Annotated in this window: 14 protein-coding genes; 12 read left to right on the top strand and 2 right to left on the bottom strand. The window is 63.2% G+C overall.

The features are described 5' to 3' along the window. The 3 genes from FVW27_RS13365 to FVW27_RS13355 all read left to right on the top strand — a co-directional run. Positions 1-1,884, top strand: a 1,884-nt coding sequence (locus FVW27_RS13365) for a putative bifunctional diguanylate cyclase/phosphodiesterase (RefSeq protein WP_208294785.1), incomplete at its 5' end; no start/stop codon positions are given. 185 nt (positions 1,885-2,069) lie between these two features. Further along, entirely contained in the window at positions 2,070-2,525 is a 456-nt protein-coding gene (locus FVW27_RS13360; protein WP_167125909.1) for a bacteriohemerythrin, read from the top strand. Between the two features lie 90 nt (positions 2,526-2,615). Beyond that, positions 2,616-3,395, top strand: coding sequence for an exodeoxyribonuclease III (locus FVW27_RS13355; RefSeq protein WP_167125906.1), 780 nt, complete (start codon positions 2,616-2,618; stop codon positions 3,393-3,395). 275 nt (positions 3,396-3,670) lie between these two features. Here FVW27_RS13355 and FVW27_RS13350 read toward each other — a convergent pair whose 3' ends face one another. Further along, positions 3,671-3,862 (bottom strand): hypothetical protein, encoded by a 192-nt coding sequence (locus FVW27_RS13350; protein ID WP_167125903.1) that lies wholly within the window; start codon positions 3,860-3,862, stop codon positions 3,671-3,673. A 668-nt stretch (positions 3,863-4,530) separates the two neighbouring features. Between FVW27_RS13350 and FVW27_RS13345 the strand changes: the two genes are divergently transcribed. From FVW27_RS13345 to FVW27_RS13305, 9 genes are all read left to right on the top strand, one after another. Next, positions 4,531-5,184 (top strand): succinate dehydrogenase/fumarate reductase transmembrane subunit, encoded by a 654-nt coding sequence (locus FVW27_RS13345; protein WP_167125900.1) that lies wholly within the window; start codon positions 4,531-4,533, stop codon positions 5,182-5,184. 13 nt (positions 5,185-5,197) lie between these two features. Next, on the top strand, positions 5,198-7,021 hold the full coding sequence (locus tag FVW27_RS13340; protein ID WP_167125897.1) for a fumarate reductase flavoprotein subunit: 1,824 nt from the start codon (positions 5,198-5,200) through the stop codon (positions 7,019-7,021). A 14-nt stretch (positions 7,022-7,035) separates the two neighbouring features. Then, positions 7,036-7,779, top strand: a complete 744-nt coding sequence (locus tag FVW27_RS13335; RefSeq protein WP_167125894.1) for a fumarate reductase iron-sulfur subunit — start codon at positions 7,036-7,038, stop codon at positions 7,777-7,779. Between the two features lie 743 nt (positions 7,780-8,522). Continuing rightward, positions 8,523-9,362 carry a fumarate hydratase gene (locus tag FVW27_RS13330; RefSeq protein ID WP_167125891.1) on the top strand — a complete coding sequence of 280 codons (840 nt, stop codon included), beginning with the start codon at positions 8,523-8,525 and terminating at the stop codon, positions 9,360-9,362. Positions 9,363-9,718: 356 nt separating this feature from the next. Then, positions 9,719-10,246, top strand: a complete 528-nt coding sequence (locus FVW27_RS13325; protein WP_167125889.1) for a Fe-S-containing hydro-lyase — start codon at positions 9,719-9,721, stop codon at positions 10,244-10,246. 124 nt (positions 10,247-10,370) lie between these two features. After that, complete coding sequence (locus FVW27_RS13320) at positions 10,371-11,633, top strand: reverse transcriptase domain-containing protein (RefSeq protein ID WP_167125886.1); 1,263 nt, start codon at positions 10,371-10,373, stop codon at positions 11,631-11,633. 122 nt (positions 11,634-11,755) lie between these two features. Continuing rightward, positions 11,756-12,481 (top strand): SLATT domain-containing protein, encoded by a 726-nt coding sequence (locus tag FVW27_RS13315; protein ID WP_167125883.1) that lies wholly within the window; start codon positions 11,756-11,758, stop codon positions 12,479-12,481. A gap of 20 nt (positions 12,482-12,501) precedes the next feature. Then, positions 12,502-13,782, top strand: a complete 1,281-nt coding sequence (locus FVW27_RS13310; RefSeq protein WP_243838445.1) for an ornithine cyclodeaminase family domain — start codon at positions 12,502-12,504, stop codon at positions 13,780-13,782. 449 nt (positions 13,783-14,231) lie between these two features. Continuing rightward, complete coding sequence (locus tag FVW27_RS13305; protein ID WP_167125878.1) at positions 14,232-14,714, top strand: hypothetical protein; 483 nt, start codon at positions 14,232-14,234, stop codon at positions 14,712-14,714. Positions 14,715-14,980: 266 nt separating this feature from the next. Here the strand turns inward: FVW27_RS13305 and FVW27_RS13300 are convergent. Next, a partial coding sequence (locus FVW27_RS13300) for a LysR substrate-binding domain-containing protein (protein WP_208294783.1) occupies positions 14,981-15,382 on the bottom strand: 402 nt, incomplete at its 5' end.

Here is a 15,382-nt window from a genome sequence, read left to right as displayed (position 1 = left end):
GGCGGCACGCCGCATGATTCCGGGCGGGACCCCCTGCCCGATCTGCCCCCGCCCGCCGCGCCCCTTTCCGCCGTGGCTTCCGGCCACACCATCCATGCCTCGCCCCAGATTTCCCCGGACCCCGCTCCGTACGACGACGCGCCCTCCCGCGCCCGCCACGCCGTGCCCTTTCCGCATGCCTCGTCCCCCCTGCCCGATGGCGATACCGCGCAGAGCTTCCGCGTGCTGGCCGATCACCTGGCCGACTGGGAAAGCTGGGAGGACGCCAGCGGCAAGGTGGTGTTCGTCACCCCCGCCTGCCAGCGCATCACCGGCTATTCCCTGGAATCGTTCCGCGCCAACGCCCGGTTCATCGAGGGCATCATGCACCCCGAGGACCTGCCCCTGTGGCGCAAGCACCGCGACATGGTGGCCTCCGGTGCGGAAATGGTCGAGGTGGAGGTGCGCGTGCGCACCCAGGACGGCCGCGAACGCTGGCTGGCCTGCACCAGCCGCCGCCTGCACGACGCCGAGGGCACGTCCCTGGGCGTGCGCTTCAGCGGGCGCGACGTCACCGACCGCAAGATCATGCTCACCCAGATGAAGCACCAGGCCTGGCACGACCCGCTCACCGGGCTGCCCAACCGGGCCCTGTGCCTGGACCGCATCGACCGTTCGCTGCACCGCGCCCGGCGCGGGGCGGACAACGTGTGCGCAGTGGCCTTTCTGGACCTGGACCGCTTCAAGGTGGTCAACGATTCCATGGGCAACCCCGCGGGCGATCAGGTGCTGCGCGAAGTGGCCCGGCGCCTGGCCGAGAACACCCGCACCATCGACACCGTGTCGCGCCTGGGCAGCGATGAATTCATCCTGCTGCTGGACGAGGTGCGTTCGGAGGAAGAGGCCCTGATCACGGTGCGGCGCATCTGCGCCTCGCTCGAGCCGCCGCTGGAGGTGGCGGGCCGCCAGATCCGCATTTCCGCCAGCGTGGGCGTGGTGATTAACCGGGGCGGCGGCAATGCCGACGAGATGCTGCGCAACGCCAACATCGCAATGCACCACGTGAAGGAACACGGCGGCGACGGCATGGCGGTGTTCCAGCCTTCCATGCTCGAGCAGGCCATGAACCTGATGCAGCTGGAAATCGACCTGCACCGGGCGCTGGACAACAACGAATTCTTCCTGGTCTACCAGCCCATCATGTCACTGCATGACCGCAAGCTGACCGGGTTCGAGGCGCTGGTGCGCTGGAACCACCCGGATCGGGGCATCGTGGGGCCGTCGGAATTCATTCCCGTCTCCGAATCCACCGGGCAGATCCACCAGGTGGGGCGCTGGGTGCTGGCAGAGGCGTGCCGCGCCCTGGCCGCCTGGCGCAAACTGCAACCGTCCATGCGCGGCGTGGTCATGCACGTGAACCTTTCGGCGCGGCAGCTTTCGCAGCCGGGCCTTGTGGAACAGGTGGCCGCCGTATTGCGTGAAACGGGCCTGCCCGCCAGATGCCTGAAGCTGGAAGTGACGGAAACCATGCTGATGGAAAACCCGGACTACGCCAACCTGGTGCTGCGCAGGCTGAAGGAAATCGGCGTGCGGCTGTGCATCGACGACTTCGGCACCGGGTATTCCTCGCTCAGCTACCTGCAGCAGTTCCCCATCGACACCCTGAAGGTGGACCAGAGCTTCGTGGCGCGCATGTGCCGCGAGCCGGGGCACTTCAAGATCGTGCAGGCCGTTGTGGCGCTGGCGCACAGCCTTGGCCTGGACGTGGTGGCCGAGGGCGTGGAGGAAGAGGAACAGCGCATCATGCTGTCCGAACTTTCCTGCGAGGGCGGCCAGGGATACCTGTTCTCGCGCCCGGTGCCGGGCGAGGACGTGCCTGGCCTGTTCGGGCCAAAGGGGCACTAGGGCGGGGCTGCCCCGCCTCCACCCCGCGCCATTCCGGTGGCGGATGGCCCCGCCAGTACCGTTCACGGGGCTTTTTCCCCATGTGCTTTCGGGACTAACCCCCTTTCGCTGCGGTTCTTCCGAGGTGTATGCTGGTAGGACGCGGGAAGGATTTGCGCCCCGCGCCACGCATCCAAGGAGCCGTCATGCGTCATGTGGAGTGGTCGAACCGGTTCAGTGTGGGCGTATCGGAGCTGGATGCCCAGCATGCCCGCATCATCGAACTGCTGAACGACATGGCCGAGGCCGCCGCCTGCCCGGAGGACGGCAGCCGCCTGCGCGCCGTGCTGTCCGGTCTGAAGGCCCATGCCGCCGCGCATTTTTCGGCCGAAGAAGCCGTGGTGCGTCAGGTGGCGCCGGAACTGCTGGCCTTTCATCAGGGCGAGCACCTGAAGTTTCTTTCGCGGGTGCGCGAATTCACCCTGGCCCTCGACGCGGACGATCACCCTCCCATGCTGCCTCTGGAGATGTTCCACTTCCTGAAGTCGTGGTTCGAAGACCACATCCTGGGCGTGGACATGCAGTACGCGGCGCGGCTGCGCCACGGCTTCGACGGGGACGGCGGGTCCGCCACGGGGACGGATTCCGGCCCGCCGGTATAGCCTGCCCCCGTCAGGCGCCCTTCGCGCCGTACCGCCGCCTTTTCATCCACTTCCCACACACTCCGCCACGTCCGCACGCAGGGAGGCCCCGTGCTGCTCAAACTGTATTCCTGGAACGTCAACGGCATCCGCGCCCTGAGCGGCAAGCCGGAATGGAACTGGTTCGCCGGGTGCGACGGCCACATCGTGGGCCTGCAGGAAACCAAGGCCGAGCCGGAGCAGGTACCCGACGCCCACCGCGACCCGGAGGGCTGGAAGGCGTGGTGGCTGGCCTCGCGGGTGAAGAAGGGCTACTCCGGGGTGGCCGTGTTCAGCCGGGTGGAGCCGCTGGCCGTGCACCTGGACATGCCCGACCCCGCCTGGCAGGGCGAAGGCAGGTGCATCCATCTGGAATTTCCGGCTTTCCACTACTTCAACATCTACTTTCCCAACGGCGGGCAGGGCGAGGAACGCCTGAACTACAAGCTGGGCTTCTACGACGCCTTCCTGAACCACGCGGAAGACCTGCGCCGCCACAAGCCCATCGTGGTCTGCGGCGACTTCAACACCGCGCACCGGCCCATCGATCTGGCCCGGCCCAAGGACAACGAGGACGTCTCCGGCTTTCTGCCCGTCGAACGGGCATGGATGGATCGTTTCACGGCGGCGGGCTACGTGGACACCTTCCGGCTGGTGCAGGGCGACACTCCCCACGCCTATTCGTGGTGGTCGTACAAGACCCGCGCCCGCGAGCGGAATGTGGGCTGGCGCATCGACTACTTCTTCGTGTCCGAGGAACTGCGCGGAGCGGTGCGCGACGCGTGGATAGACATGCACGTCATGGGGTCGGACCACTGCCCGGTGGGGCTGGCGCTGGACGTGGACATGTAGCGTGCGGGAGCTGCGCCGGGATTGGTGACGGGGCTGGCGGCGGGACTGGCAGGGGCCGGACGGCCAGCGCACGGGGCGTCCGGCTGGCGCATGGCTCCGGCCTGCGGGCGCGAAGGCGCAGCAAGGCGATGCACGCGGGGCGCACCGGTACGGCGCGACCCATGCGACCAGCTCAATGGACGCAACGGGCGCAACGGGCGCATGGGTGCGGAGCACACGAAAAATCAAAGGGCATGCCCGCCATGATGGTGGCAGGCATGCCCCTTTCGCGTGCGCTACTTGCAGGCGGCGGGAACGGCAACCCCGCCGAGCCCGGCGAGGATGTGGTTCAGCGCTTCGCACAGGTCGGGCGACAGGTGCGTGTCGCTGCCCAGCAGTTGCACCACCTCGGTCACCGAGGCGTCCACCGGTACGGGCAAGCCCGATTCACGGGCCAGCCGGATGAGTTCTTCACGGATTTCGCGCATTGAGGCCCCCCTCAAAACGATATTGCCGACGGATGCGGACCGGAGACACGCCCGGCGGGCCGGGGCAGGACCGTGGTGGTCTGCTCATGCCGTTGCGTTGGGTCATGTCACAACGCCCGGCCATGCCCTGGCTGCACCGTGGTGGTCCGCTGGTGTCGGGAAATTTCCCCCCTATCCGTACCCGCCGCGAAATGCAAGCGTGAGTCCCCCGCCCCGCCCCGCCCGCCCCGCCCGGTCCGTCCGGTCCGTCCGGTCCGTCCGATTCCGTCCGCTCGCCCTTGTTCCGGTCACCACCCGGCCCGGAGGGCGGCTTTCCCGCCGATATCCGCGCAGGGTTTCCTGTCCGGCAGGAGGCCCGGCCCCCGTCCGGCGTGCGCATGCGGTTGCATTTACACCAACATGGAGCCCCGCATTATTTGACATGTGCCGGAGTGTCAGCCATATTCCTGCGTCACAGGAAAAGGTATGGAATTTGGGTGGTTGGGTGTTCAATCCGCCGCATTGCGGCGGGTGCCCCCCAGCCTGGCCGTGCGTGCTTCGCCGCCTGTCCGCGCGCCCGGCATCATCCCGGTTTCCTTGCCCCGCCGCCGTCATTCCCATGTCCGGTTCTGCCCGGCTCTGCCCAGCTCTGCCTGGCTCTGACCGTCTCAGGTTCGCAAGGAGGCTCAATGGAAACGGACTGCATTGCCCCGGCCCGGCCACGATCCCGTGCCGACGGCTGGCTCGACTGGGTGCAGATGGCCACGGGGGCGGCGCTGGCGCTGTTCGCCTGCATGCACATGATCCTTCTTTCCACCGTGCTGTTCGGCGCGGGCGCCCTGAACGGGATGTCCGCCGTCATGGACGCCCTGCACCTGGAAACCGTGGGCGGCGTGCTCATCGCCATCGTGTTCTGCGTTCACGCCACGGTGGCCGCCCGCAAGATTCCCTTCAAGGCCGCGCAGGCCGTCACCGCCTGGCGTCACGCCCGCCTGCTGCACCACCCGGAAACCTGGGCCTGGGTTGCGCAGGTGGCCACCGCGTTCATCCTTGCGGTGTTCATCACCATCCACATCTGGACGGGCCTTACCGATCTGCCGGTGCAGGCACTGAAAAGCGCCGTGCGCGTGCAGCATGGCGGCTGGTTCTGGGTGTTTCTGCTGGTGCTGCCCGCGCTGGCGCTGCATCTGGTCATCGGGGCGTGGCGCGCCGGGGTGAAGTGGGGCCTGATTACCCGCGAAAACCGTGCGGACATCACCCGCAAGGGCCTGTACCTGCTGGGCGGGTTCCTGTGCCTGTCGCTGCTCACCCTGCTGCGCTTCCGGCTGCTGCCGCTGGAATAGGAGACCCACGCCAATGCAGATCATCCACACCGATCTTCTGACCATCGGCGCGGGCCTTGCGGGAGAGCGCTGCGCCATCGAAGTGGCGGGCGCGGGCTTTTCCGTGGTCTGTCTATCCTTGGTGCCCGCGCGGCGCTCGCATTCCGTGGCCGCACAGGGCGGCATGCAGGCGGCCCTCGGCAACGCCATCATGGGCGACGGCGACAGCCCCGACGTGCACTTCCTGGACACCGTGAAAGGTTCCGACTGGGGCGCGGACCAGGAAGTGGCCCGCATGTTCGTGGAGGCGGCCCCCATCGAAATGCGCCGCCTGGCCCACTGGGGGGTGCCGTGGAACCGCGTCGTCGCGGGCACGCACACCTACTGGAAGGGCGGCAAGCCCTTCGACGCCACTGAAAAGGCCGAAAACCATGGGCTGATCCACTCGCGCGCCTTCGGCGGCACGGCCAAGTGGCGCACCTGCTACGCATCGGACGGGGCAGGCCACGCGGTGCTGTACACCATGGACAACCGCGCCGCGCAGCTTGGCGTGACCGTGCACGACCGGTCGGAAGCCGTCTCGCTGATCCACGACGGCGAAACCTGCCACGGGGCCATCGTGCGCTGCCTGCGCACCGGCGAACTGCGCGCCTACCTCGCGCGGGCCACGCTGGTGGCATCCGGCGGGTACGGGCGCATCTACCGCGCCTCCACCAACGCCATCATCTGCGAAGGCACGGGCCTGTCGCTGGCGCTGGATACCGGCGTGGCGAAGCTCGGCAACATGGAGGCCGTGCAGTTTCACCCCACCGGCACCGTGCCCACCGACATCCTGGTCACCGAAGGGTGCCGGGGTGACGGCGGCACCCTGCTGGACCGCGACGAATACCGCTTCATGCCCGACTACGAGCCGGACAAGGCGGAACTGGCCTCGCGCGACGTGGTTTCGCGCCGCATGATCGAGCACATGCGCACCGGCAAGGGCGTGCAAAGCCCCTACGGCGAGCACCTGTGGCTGGACATTCGCCACCTTGGCGAGCACCACATCCGCACCAAGCTGCGCGAGGTGGATGAAATCTGTCAGAACTTCCTGGGCATTGATCCGCTGCACCAGCTCATCCCCGTGCGGCCCACCCAGCACTACTCCATGGGCGGCGTGCGCACCGACAAGACCGGCGCGGCCTATGGCCTGAAGGGCCTGTTCAGCGCGGGCGAATCCGCCTGCTGGGACCTGCACGGCTTCAACCGGCTGGGCGGCAACTCGCTGGCGGAAACCGTGGTGGCGGGCGGCATCGTGGGCCGCAACATCGCGGAATTCCTGCAGGGGTACGACACCGCCTTTTCCACGGCGCACGTGCGCGAGGCGGCGGCGCGGGACGAGGCGCGCATCAGGCGCATTGTCTCTGGCGCGGACGGCAAGGAAAGCGTCTACGCCGTGCGCGAGGCCATGTACGACATCCTGGAACGGGCGGCCTACGTGTTCCGCAACGGCAAGGACCTGACGTGGGGCGTGCAGGCCCTGCAAGAGGTGCACGAGCGGGCGCAGCACATCGGCCTTGCCTCCGACGGGGTGGGGGCCAACGCGGAACTGGCGCTGGCCATCCGCATGCCGGGCATGGTGCGGCTGGCGCTGTGCGTGTGCCACGGCGCGCTGATGCGCACCGAAAGCCGCGGCTCGCACACGCGAGAGGACTACCCGGAACGCAACGACCGTGACTGGCTGAACCGTACGCTGGCCTCGTGGCGTCCGGGGGCGGATTTGCCGCACCTGGAGTACGAACCGGCCACCAGTTATGTCGAGTTGCCTCCCGGTGATCGCGGGTATGGCGGCGGCAAGATCATTCCGGCAGCTTCCTGAGGGGGACCACGCACATGCAACGCTCGCTGACCTTCAACATCTTCCGCCACAACCCGCAGGACCCGGCGTCCGTGCCGCACATGGACACCTACCGGCTGGACGAAACGGACAGCATGACGCTGTTCATCGCCCTGCACCGCCTGCGTGAAGAACAGGACCCCTCGCTGAAGTTCGACTTCTGCTGCCGCGCCGGGGTGTGCGGCTCGTGCGCCATGGTCATCAACGGGCGGCCCGGTCTTGCCTGCCACACCAAGACGCGCGACCTGCCCGACACCATCACCCTGTTGCCCCTGCCGGTGTTCAAGCTGGTGGGCGACCTGGCGGTGGATACGGGCACGTGGTTCCGCGCCATGTACCAGCGCACCGAATCGTGGATTCACACCCGCGCGGAATTCGACCCCGCCGCGCAGGAAGCGCGCATGGAAAACGAGGTGGCCAACGCCATCTATGAACTGGACCGGTGCATCGAATGCGGCTGCTGCGTGGCCGCCTGCGGCACCGCCAACCTGCGGCCCGACTTCCTGGCCCCGGCGGGGTTCATCCGCGTGGCCCGCTTTGCCGCCGACCCGCGCGATGAACGCACCGACGCGGATTTTTACGAGATCATCGGTTCCGACGAGGGCATCTTCGGCTGCATGGGCCTTCTGGCCTGCGAGGATGTCTGCCCCAAGCACCTGCCGTTGCAGAACCAGTTGGGGTATCTGCGGCGCAAGATGGGGCTGACCGTGCTGAAGAAGCTGCTGCCGTTCGGGGGGTAGTGGGGAAGGAAGGGGAGAAGGCGGAAAAGAAGGAAGAGGGTTGTGCCCTGTCTGACGGGCTTCTACGAATGCACGCCAGCAGATAACTTGCCGCTCGATTTCGTTATATTGCGAGGGGCTGCCAAGGGGAACCTGCGGTTCCCCCTGCGAGCCAGCGTTGCTATCGTCATCCGTAAGATTCGCGCGTTGCGCTCATCTAACGGCTGACGTCCTCGCGCTCCCCGCCGCCCCCCTCCCTTTGGCCTCATGCGCGCATTCCCCGTGCCGGGCAGCTTCCCTGCGGCGCAGGGCGCCTTCGGGTGATCTGCCCGGCGGGAATGCCATGCGCGCGGTGCTCCCGCCGCCTTGGACCCACGCGTGCGCGTGCCTTGTCCGTAGCGTTGTTCCCGGTGCGCCCGCTACGCCGGAGCTTCCGCCGCATGCGCGGCGGCGATCTTCGGCGGCGGGCGCAATCCGTTCGGCGGTTGGCGCTATCGGGTGACGCGGGAAAGGCCGCATACCCGCGACGGCTTGCGCTGTTGTGCGGTTGCGGTGTTGCGTTGCGGTTGCCCCGGCCCGTACCGTGCGTGGGCATCCGGGGCCTTGCCCTGCCGTGTTGCGGTGGGCACTCAAGGCTTGCTAGGGTGGCGTTGCGGTAGCAGACCGGGCCGCACGGACGCTGCGTCCGCAACCGAATCGAAAGTTTTGGAGGAACGGGGCCATCCCCCGTTTCTCCCCCGTTCATACCGGACAAAGGAGCCAACATGCGCCGCATACCGGCGACACGAGTTGTGGAGGAAGTGGCGCGGCTGTGCGTGGAGTGCAACCGCTACCTGCCCAAGGACGTGCGGTGGGCCTTCTGCAAGGCGCAGGCGGCAGAGGAAAGCGACGTCGCCAAAGAGGTGTTCCGGCAACTGCTGGAAAACGCCGATCTTGCGGCCACCACCGGCCTGCCGTTGTGTCAGGACACGGGGCTGGCCGTCTTTTTCGTGGAGCTTGGCGAGGACTGTCGCGTGGACGGCATGACCCTGCGCGAGGCCATCACCGAGGGCGTGCGCATCGGCTATGCCGAAGGCTACCTGCGCAAGTCCGCCTGCGACCCCCTGACCCGCAAGAACACCGGCGACAATACCCCGGCGGTCATCCACATGGACCTTGTGCCCGGCGACCGGCTGCGCATTGCCTTCATGGCCAAGGGCGGCGGCAGCGAGAACATGTCGCGTGTGACCATGCTGGCCCCCGCGCAGGGGTGGCAGGGCATCAAGGACTTTGTGGTGCAGCGCGTGCGTGAGGCGGGGCCCAATCCCTGCCCGCCCACCATCATCGGCGTGGGCGTGGGCGGCACCTTCGACTACGCGCCCATCCTTGCCAAAAAGGCGTTGCTGCGCCCGCTGACGGACATCCACCCCGACCCGGACATGGCCGCCAAGGAAGCGGAACTGCTGGCCGCCATCAACGAACTGGGCATCGGCCCCATGGGCCTTGGCGGCAAGACCACCTGCCTTGGCGTGAAGATGGCCTTTGCCCCGTGCCATCTGGCCAGCCTGCCGCTGGCCGTGAACGTGCAGTGTCATTCGGCCCGGCACGGCGAGATAGAACTGTAGCAAGAGCTGCGGGCCGGACAGTGCGCCGGGCAGTGCGCTGGACGGAACAGCCGGACAGAACAGCCGGGCGGGCGAGCCGAACAGAATAACCCGGCAGGCGAGCCGCAATCCGGCGGACGCTTTCCGGCAAGTGGGCGGCAAGCTGCGCAACCGTTGCGGGCCTGATTTGAGCCGGTTGCGGCCTCGTTGTTGTTGTACTGAACGGGTTGCAAACCGGCCCGGTGCGGGTTTCGCGCAGGATGCGGATGCCCGGCCCCCGTTGCCAGCACGGGCTGCGCTTGTGCAGCCTCCGCCATCCTCAATAGCCCCATTGCGGTCCCGCCTCGGGACATGTACGGAAATACAAGGAATCAGATATGGCTACCCACCACCTTACCACCCCCCTGACCGACGAGGCCGTGGCGCAACTGCGCAGCGGCGACGTGGTCTTTCTGTCCGGCACCATCTACACCGCGCGCGATGCGGCCCACCGCCGCCTGACCGAATCGCTGGACCGGGGCGAAGACCTGCCCTTCGACCTGCGCGGTGCGGTGATCTACTACGTTGGCCCCAGCCCGGCCCCGCCCGGACGTCCCATCGGTTCCGCCGGTCCCACCACCAGCTACCGCATGGACAGCTACGCCCCGCGCCTGCACGCGCTGGGACTGAAGGCCACCATCGGCAAAGGGCGCCGCAACACCGAAGTGCGCGACGCCCTGAAAGAACATACCGGGGTCTACCTGGGGGCCACAGGCGGCGCGGGCGCGCTGCTTTCGCAGTGCATCACCGTCGCCACCGTCATCGCCTACGACGACCTTGGCCCGGAAGCCATACGTGAATTGACCGTGAAGGACTTTCCCCTGCTGGTCATTAATGACTGCGTGGGTGGTGAGTTGTATGTGTAGTGCACTAGTTAAGAAGGGTAAGTCAAAATTTTTAAAGTGGCTTAATAAAAGGGGTATTTTAAATATATACAAGGATGTTTCGGATAGATTGGATACGGTTGGGATAGATAGGGTTACGTTTAATATGTTTGATAAGAATCATATTGAACGTCTTGATGTCGTAAGTAGAAAAATTTCTGATCAGACGTTTGTATTTACGCCGTATAAAGAAAAGTTAGTGGGTAAAGGTAGGGGAAAAGTTCCTCGCCTAATATCAATACCAACTGTTAGAGATAAAATCGTACTGTATGCTATAAAAATGTATTTAGAGGAGTTTTTCAGAGAAAGAATTTCTAGGAAGCTTCCCCATGACCATATAAGAGAAATAAAATCGTTTATTGGAAAGGGTACTTACAGAGACTGCGTGGTTTCAAGATTTGATATTTCAAATTTTTATGGTTCAATTAGTCATGAGCGTCTTATGCATTATGTGAAAAGAAAAGTGGACGATGAGTTTTTTCTGAATCTTTTGATGCAGGCAATTTCAAATCCAACAGTTGTGGCTGGTTCTCGGAAATTGGTTGGAGCAGGGCGAGCTGTGGAGGGTGTGCCTCAAGGGTTGCCAATTTCAAATTTGTTGGCGGATATACTTGCGTGGACTATTGACGATAAGATGGAGAAAATTTGTGACTATTATGCACGGTATGTTGATGATGTTGTGACAATGGTGAAGGCTGAAAAGGCCCTCGATATTTCTATGGAGATGGATGGTGTAGTTGCAAGTCTTGGCCTGACTTTAAATTCAGACAAAACTAGAAAGGTGTGTATTAACGAGTTTGAATTTTTAGGATATAGATTTTTAGGTAGCACAGTTTCTGTAAGAACTAGTTCCGTGGATAAGTTTCTCAGTAAAGTTGCATCAGTATTGTGTGCTGCACAGCGAGATTTGCGCAGTGGAAGGAAATTTACAAAAAATGAAAGAATAGCAAAATACGATGATGTTGTATTTGATGTTAATGAAATGATTACTGGCGCAATAGGATATGCAAAAAAATATGGATGGGTGTTTTATTATATAGAAATGAATGATATAGGTGCGTTGTATACAATGGATTATGCGATAGCGAATATTGCTAGCCAGTTTGGTGAGATGGGGGGGTATGTCAAGGGTAGGCTGAAGCGCATGGTTCGCTCCTACTTTGAGGCTCGATACAGTGTCATGTCTGGCTATATTCATGATTACAGAACATATAAGACCGACGAGGACAAGCTGGGCTTTTTGAAAAGAGTCAAAGCTGTCCCACCATCTTATGTGCCAGGGGCGGGGGGCGAAGTTCAGCGTTTGTTTTTGCAGGCGATGCGGAAGCGGCTAGCTAGACTTGATCGTGACGTGGGTGTAATCTCATAAAGGGCCGCCTGCCCGTGAGGGATGACCCATTTGTGGGTGTTTGTAATCAAGCATTTGGCTAGTTTCTGATGCAGAGAGAATGACTGATTTTGAGGCGGCCCTTTTTTGTGAGAGAGCAGCAAATGGAAAAATTTGAAACAAATCTGTGGCACACATACTCTTCTAGATTTTGGGCTTCTCGTAGGCTTGCATTAAAACATTATGTTTCTGTTTTTACAACATCACTGCTTTCATTGTATGTTATCGCTGTTTCGTTATTCGGGTACGTGTATAAAGAGTCAAAGTATTCAGATGCGTTTGCTTTCTCCAGTATTATATTTTCAGTATTTATTATTGCGTGTTCTTTGTTGATCGAGCTTAAAAATAATAAGAGTCTTTCTGAAAAATTATACGCATGCGCTAATGAATTAAAAAGGCTTTCATACGGCATCGATGCTAGGAAAACTAAAGAAGAAAATGCCGCTGAAATATTTGAGTGGGCGCTTGATAAATATAAAGAAATTGATATCCGGTATGATGTTAACCACGCGCCCGTGGATTATCGTATACATAGAGCCTCTAATAAATTTAAAGAGGTAAATTCTAGTTTTTCTTTGAAAAAAGTGTGTCACTTTTTTTGTGGTGGTGCTGAAAGTAAGTCACCGTGTTGTGTTGGGGTGAATAAGTTGTATGTGTTCTGTGTTCTGTGTTCTGCTCTTGTTTTGATTTTTCAATGGATGCTTGCGACAGTTTCTTTTTTATATAGATACTTTGTATGGGTGTTGTCGGCAGTGTGGTACTTTTTATTGAGCGGAGTAGTTGTTCCTATCGTATTATGGACGGCGTTGACGAATAACAACATTATGTGAGTTGAGTGTTGTTTCATTCTTTGGCACAATCCAGATGCCCCGCCGACGGCGTAGCCCCCGACAACTACCACGCCACGTCCATCTATCCGGAGTTCGTGCAGGTGGAGCCGGGGCGCTGGGTGCTGCTTGCGGAATCGCGCATGGATTGCGTCATCCGCAAGAATCCGGACGGCACGCTGGAGGTGGTGGAGTTCCGGCGGCTGAAAAAGGGCGATCTGGTGGCGGTGGGCCGGGGCGAAAACGGCGAGGACGGCATCTACGTGCATGCCGGGCCGCTGGACCAGTTGCCGGACTTTCTGGCCGGGTGGACTCCGGCCAACTTGTCCGACCACATGTCCGCCGATGCACAACAGCCAGCTTCCCAAGCTGACACTCAACCGGCAGACAACTCCGCCACAGCTTCCGCCGGGCATCTTGCTGACGGTGCCACCGCGTCTGGCGCACCCGGCTTACCCGGCACATCGGGCGCACCCGGCACATCGGGCACTGTCACCGCCCCATCCGCATCATCCGCCTCGCCTTCCCCCACCGCTACTGCCGACAAGTTCGCCTTCCGTACCGGCGTCAGCCGCGAAACGTCCTTTTCGCTTGATTACGACACCCTGTACCAAGTGCTGCGCCACGACAGGGACAACGGCCACATCGTCTGGGTGGCCGGGCCTGCCGTGGTGTTCGATGCCGACGCCCGCCGCGCCTTCGCCGGGCTGATCGACGCGGGCTACGTGCACGCCCTGCTGGCGGGCAACGCCCTTGCCACGCACGACCTGGAGGCCGCCCTGTACGGCACTGCGCTGGGGCAGGGCCTGTACGACAAGCGGCAGGCCCCGCGCGGGCACTACCACCATCTGGACGCCATCAACACCATCCGGGGCTGCGGGTCCATCCGCGCCGCCGTGCAGTCGGGCCGCGTGCGTGACGGGGTGATGCACGCGCTGGAAACACGCGGCGTGCCCTACGTGCTGGCCGGGTCCATCCGCGACGACGGCCCCCTGCCGGAAGTCATTGCCGACGTGTACGCCGCGCAGGACGCCATGCGCGCCCACGTGCGCCGCGCCACAACCGTGGTGGCGCTGGCCACCGCGCTGCATACCATCGCCACCGGCAACATGACCCCTTCGTATCAGGCCGGGCCGGGGGGCAGCCTGCGCCCGGTGCATTTCTTCATCGCGGACATTTCGGAATTCGCGGCGGGCAAGCTGGCCGACCGTGGCTCGCTGACCTCGCGCTCCATCCTCACCAACGTGCAGGACTTCGTGGTCAACGTGCACCGGGCGCTTACCGGTGCGTGCCGCACGGAATAATTCGGTATTTCAGAATATTGTGGGTGTTCATCCGTCCGGCGCATGCCCGTTGCGCGCTGGTTGCCCATCCGGTGCCGGGTGCGCTGGGGGCCGCCACATTTGCCGTTCTGCCCATCGCCCTGCCCGCCATCCTTCCTGTTGCCCAACGCAGCCTTACTGAACAGCGCCCCTGCCGTGGTGTGAGATCGCGTGTTCGTGACGTGGCCGCGTCCCTCCCTTCCGCCGCTACGCACGGTCCCTCAGTGTTGCCCTTCCGCGCCGTGTTCCCTGCCGTCCTCCCTCCTCCCGTCATTTGCCCCTTCGCCGTTCGCTCTCCCGTCGTGCGCCTGTCATGCAACCTTAGGCAACAACAGTGCAGCGCAAGAAAATGTGAGCGGGTGCTGTAAACTCTTCAGGCAAGCTGTCGATAGGTTGACTGAAGGTAGCGCATCCGCGCGAAAGGAGGTCCCATGGTCGAAGCACTGGACGGAACCCTGGTCGGCACCGCCTACAGCACCTTGCAGGTGCAGGCGGGCACGGAACGCACGGGTACGTTGCGCACCGCATCCACAGAGGGCGCGGAAAGCGGCGGCGACACCGTGACCATTTCTGACGAAGGGCGGCAGAAGGCGGCGGGGATGGCCAGCAGCGGCGCGGGCGGTACCGCGTCCGCCGATGAATCGGATACCAGTGACAAGTTGGCATCGCTGAATGAGCAAATCCAGAACCTGCGCGAACAGATCAAGCAAAAGCAGCAGGAGATGGAGGAAATCCAGCAGGACGCCAGCCTGGACGACGAACAGCGGCAGCAGCAGGTGGCCATGAAGATGTCGGAAATCTCCATGCTCCAGAGCCAGCTGACGGAACTGCTGGAACAGAAGAGCAAGCTGGAATCCGCCAGCGGCGGTTCCGGGTCGTCCGGCGGGGCGGCGGGCGTCAGCATCAACGTGTAGCGGACGCAGGGCATGACGGGGCGCGAGCACGGCGCGCCCCTGAGCATGAAAGGGCGCGGGCATGGCGCGCCCTTGGGGGCGCATGTCTCGGCATCATTGTGTCGGCGCGGCTATGGCCGCACGGAATGAACGCGGTTTCCGCCTTGGCGGGAGCCGCGTTCGGCGTTTGTGTGGGGGGCAGGGGGCGGAAAGCGTGCGTCGGATGTGTGGAATGAAGACGAGACGTGCGTTGCGGAATGTTTGCCGTTGCGGAAGTGGCGGCGCGGCTACTTCCACACGGCGCGGGCGGCCTCCACCAGCGCGCGCAGGGCCGGGTCGTCGCTGCGGTCGGTGCGGTGGGCGATGCACAACGGGACGAACAGGGGCTCCGGCCACACGTACACTCCGTGATCGCGCACCATCTGGGCGGTTTCGTCCGCGCGCAGCACGGCCACGCCTTTTCCGGTGGCCACCAGCTGCTTGACGATGGGTTCGTCGATGGCAACCGCCGCCGTGCGGGGGCGCAGGCCGTAAGGGGCCATGCGCGCCGCCACGGTGCGGTGGAAGGGGCAGTCGCAGGTGGGCCAGATCCATGGCAGCTGCGACAGGGCGTGCCAGGCGTTGGCGTCGTGCACGGGCAGGCGGGGCAGGTCGGACGGGGCATAGTCCGGCCTGGGAGCGGGCATGCC

It is taken from the genome of Nitratidesulfovibrio liaohensis (genome assembly GCF_011682075.1).
Taxonomy (GTDB): Bacteria; Desulfobacterota; Desulfovibrionia; order Desulfovibrionales; family Desulfovibrionaceae; genus Cupidesulfovibrio; species Cupidesulfovibrio liaohensis.
The sequence above is the reverse complement of the archived record's forward strand: the minus strand, read 5'-3'. Positions and strand labels throughout refer to the sequence as shown.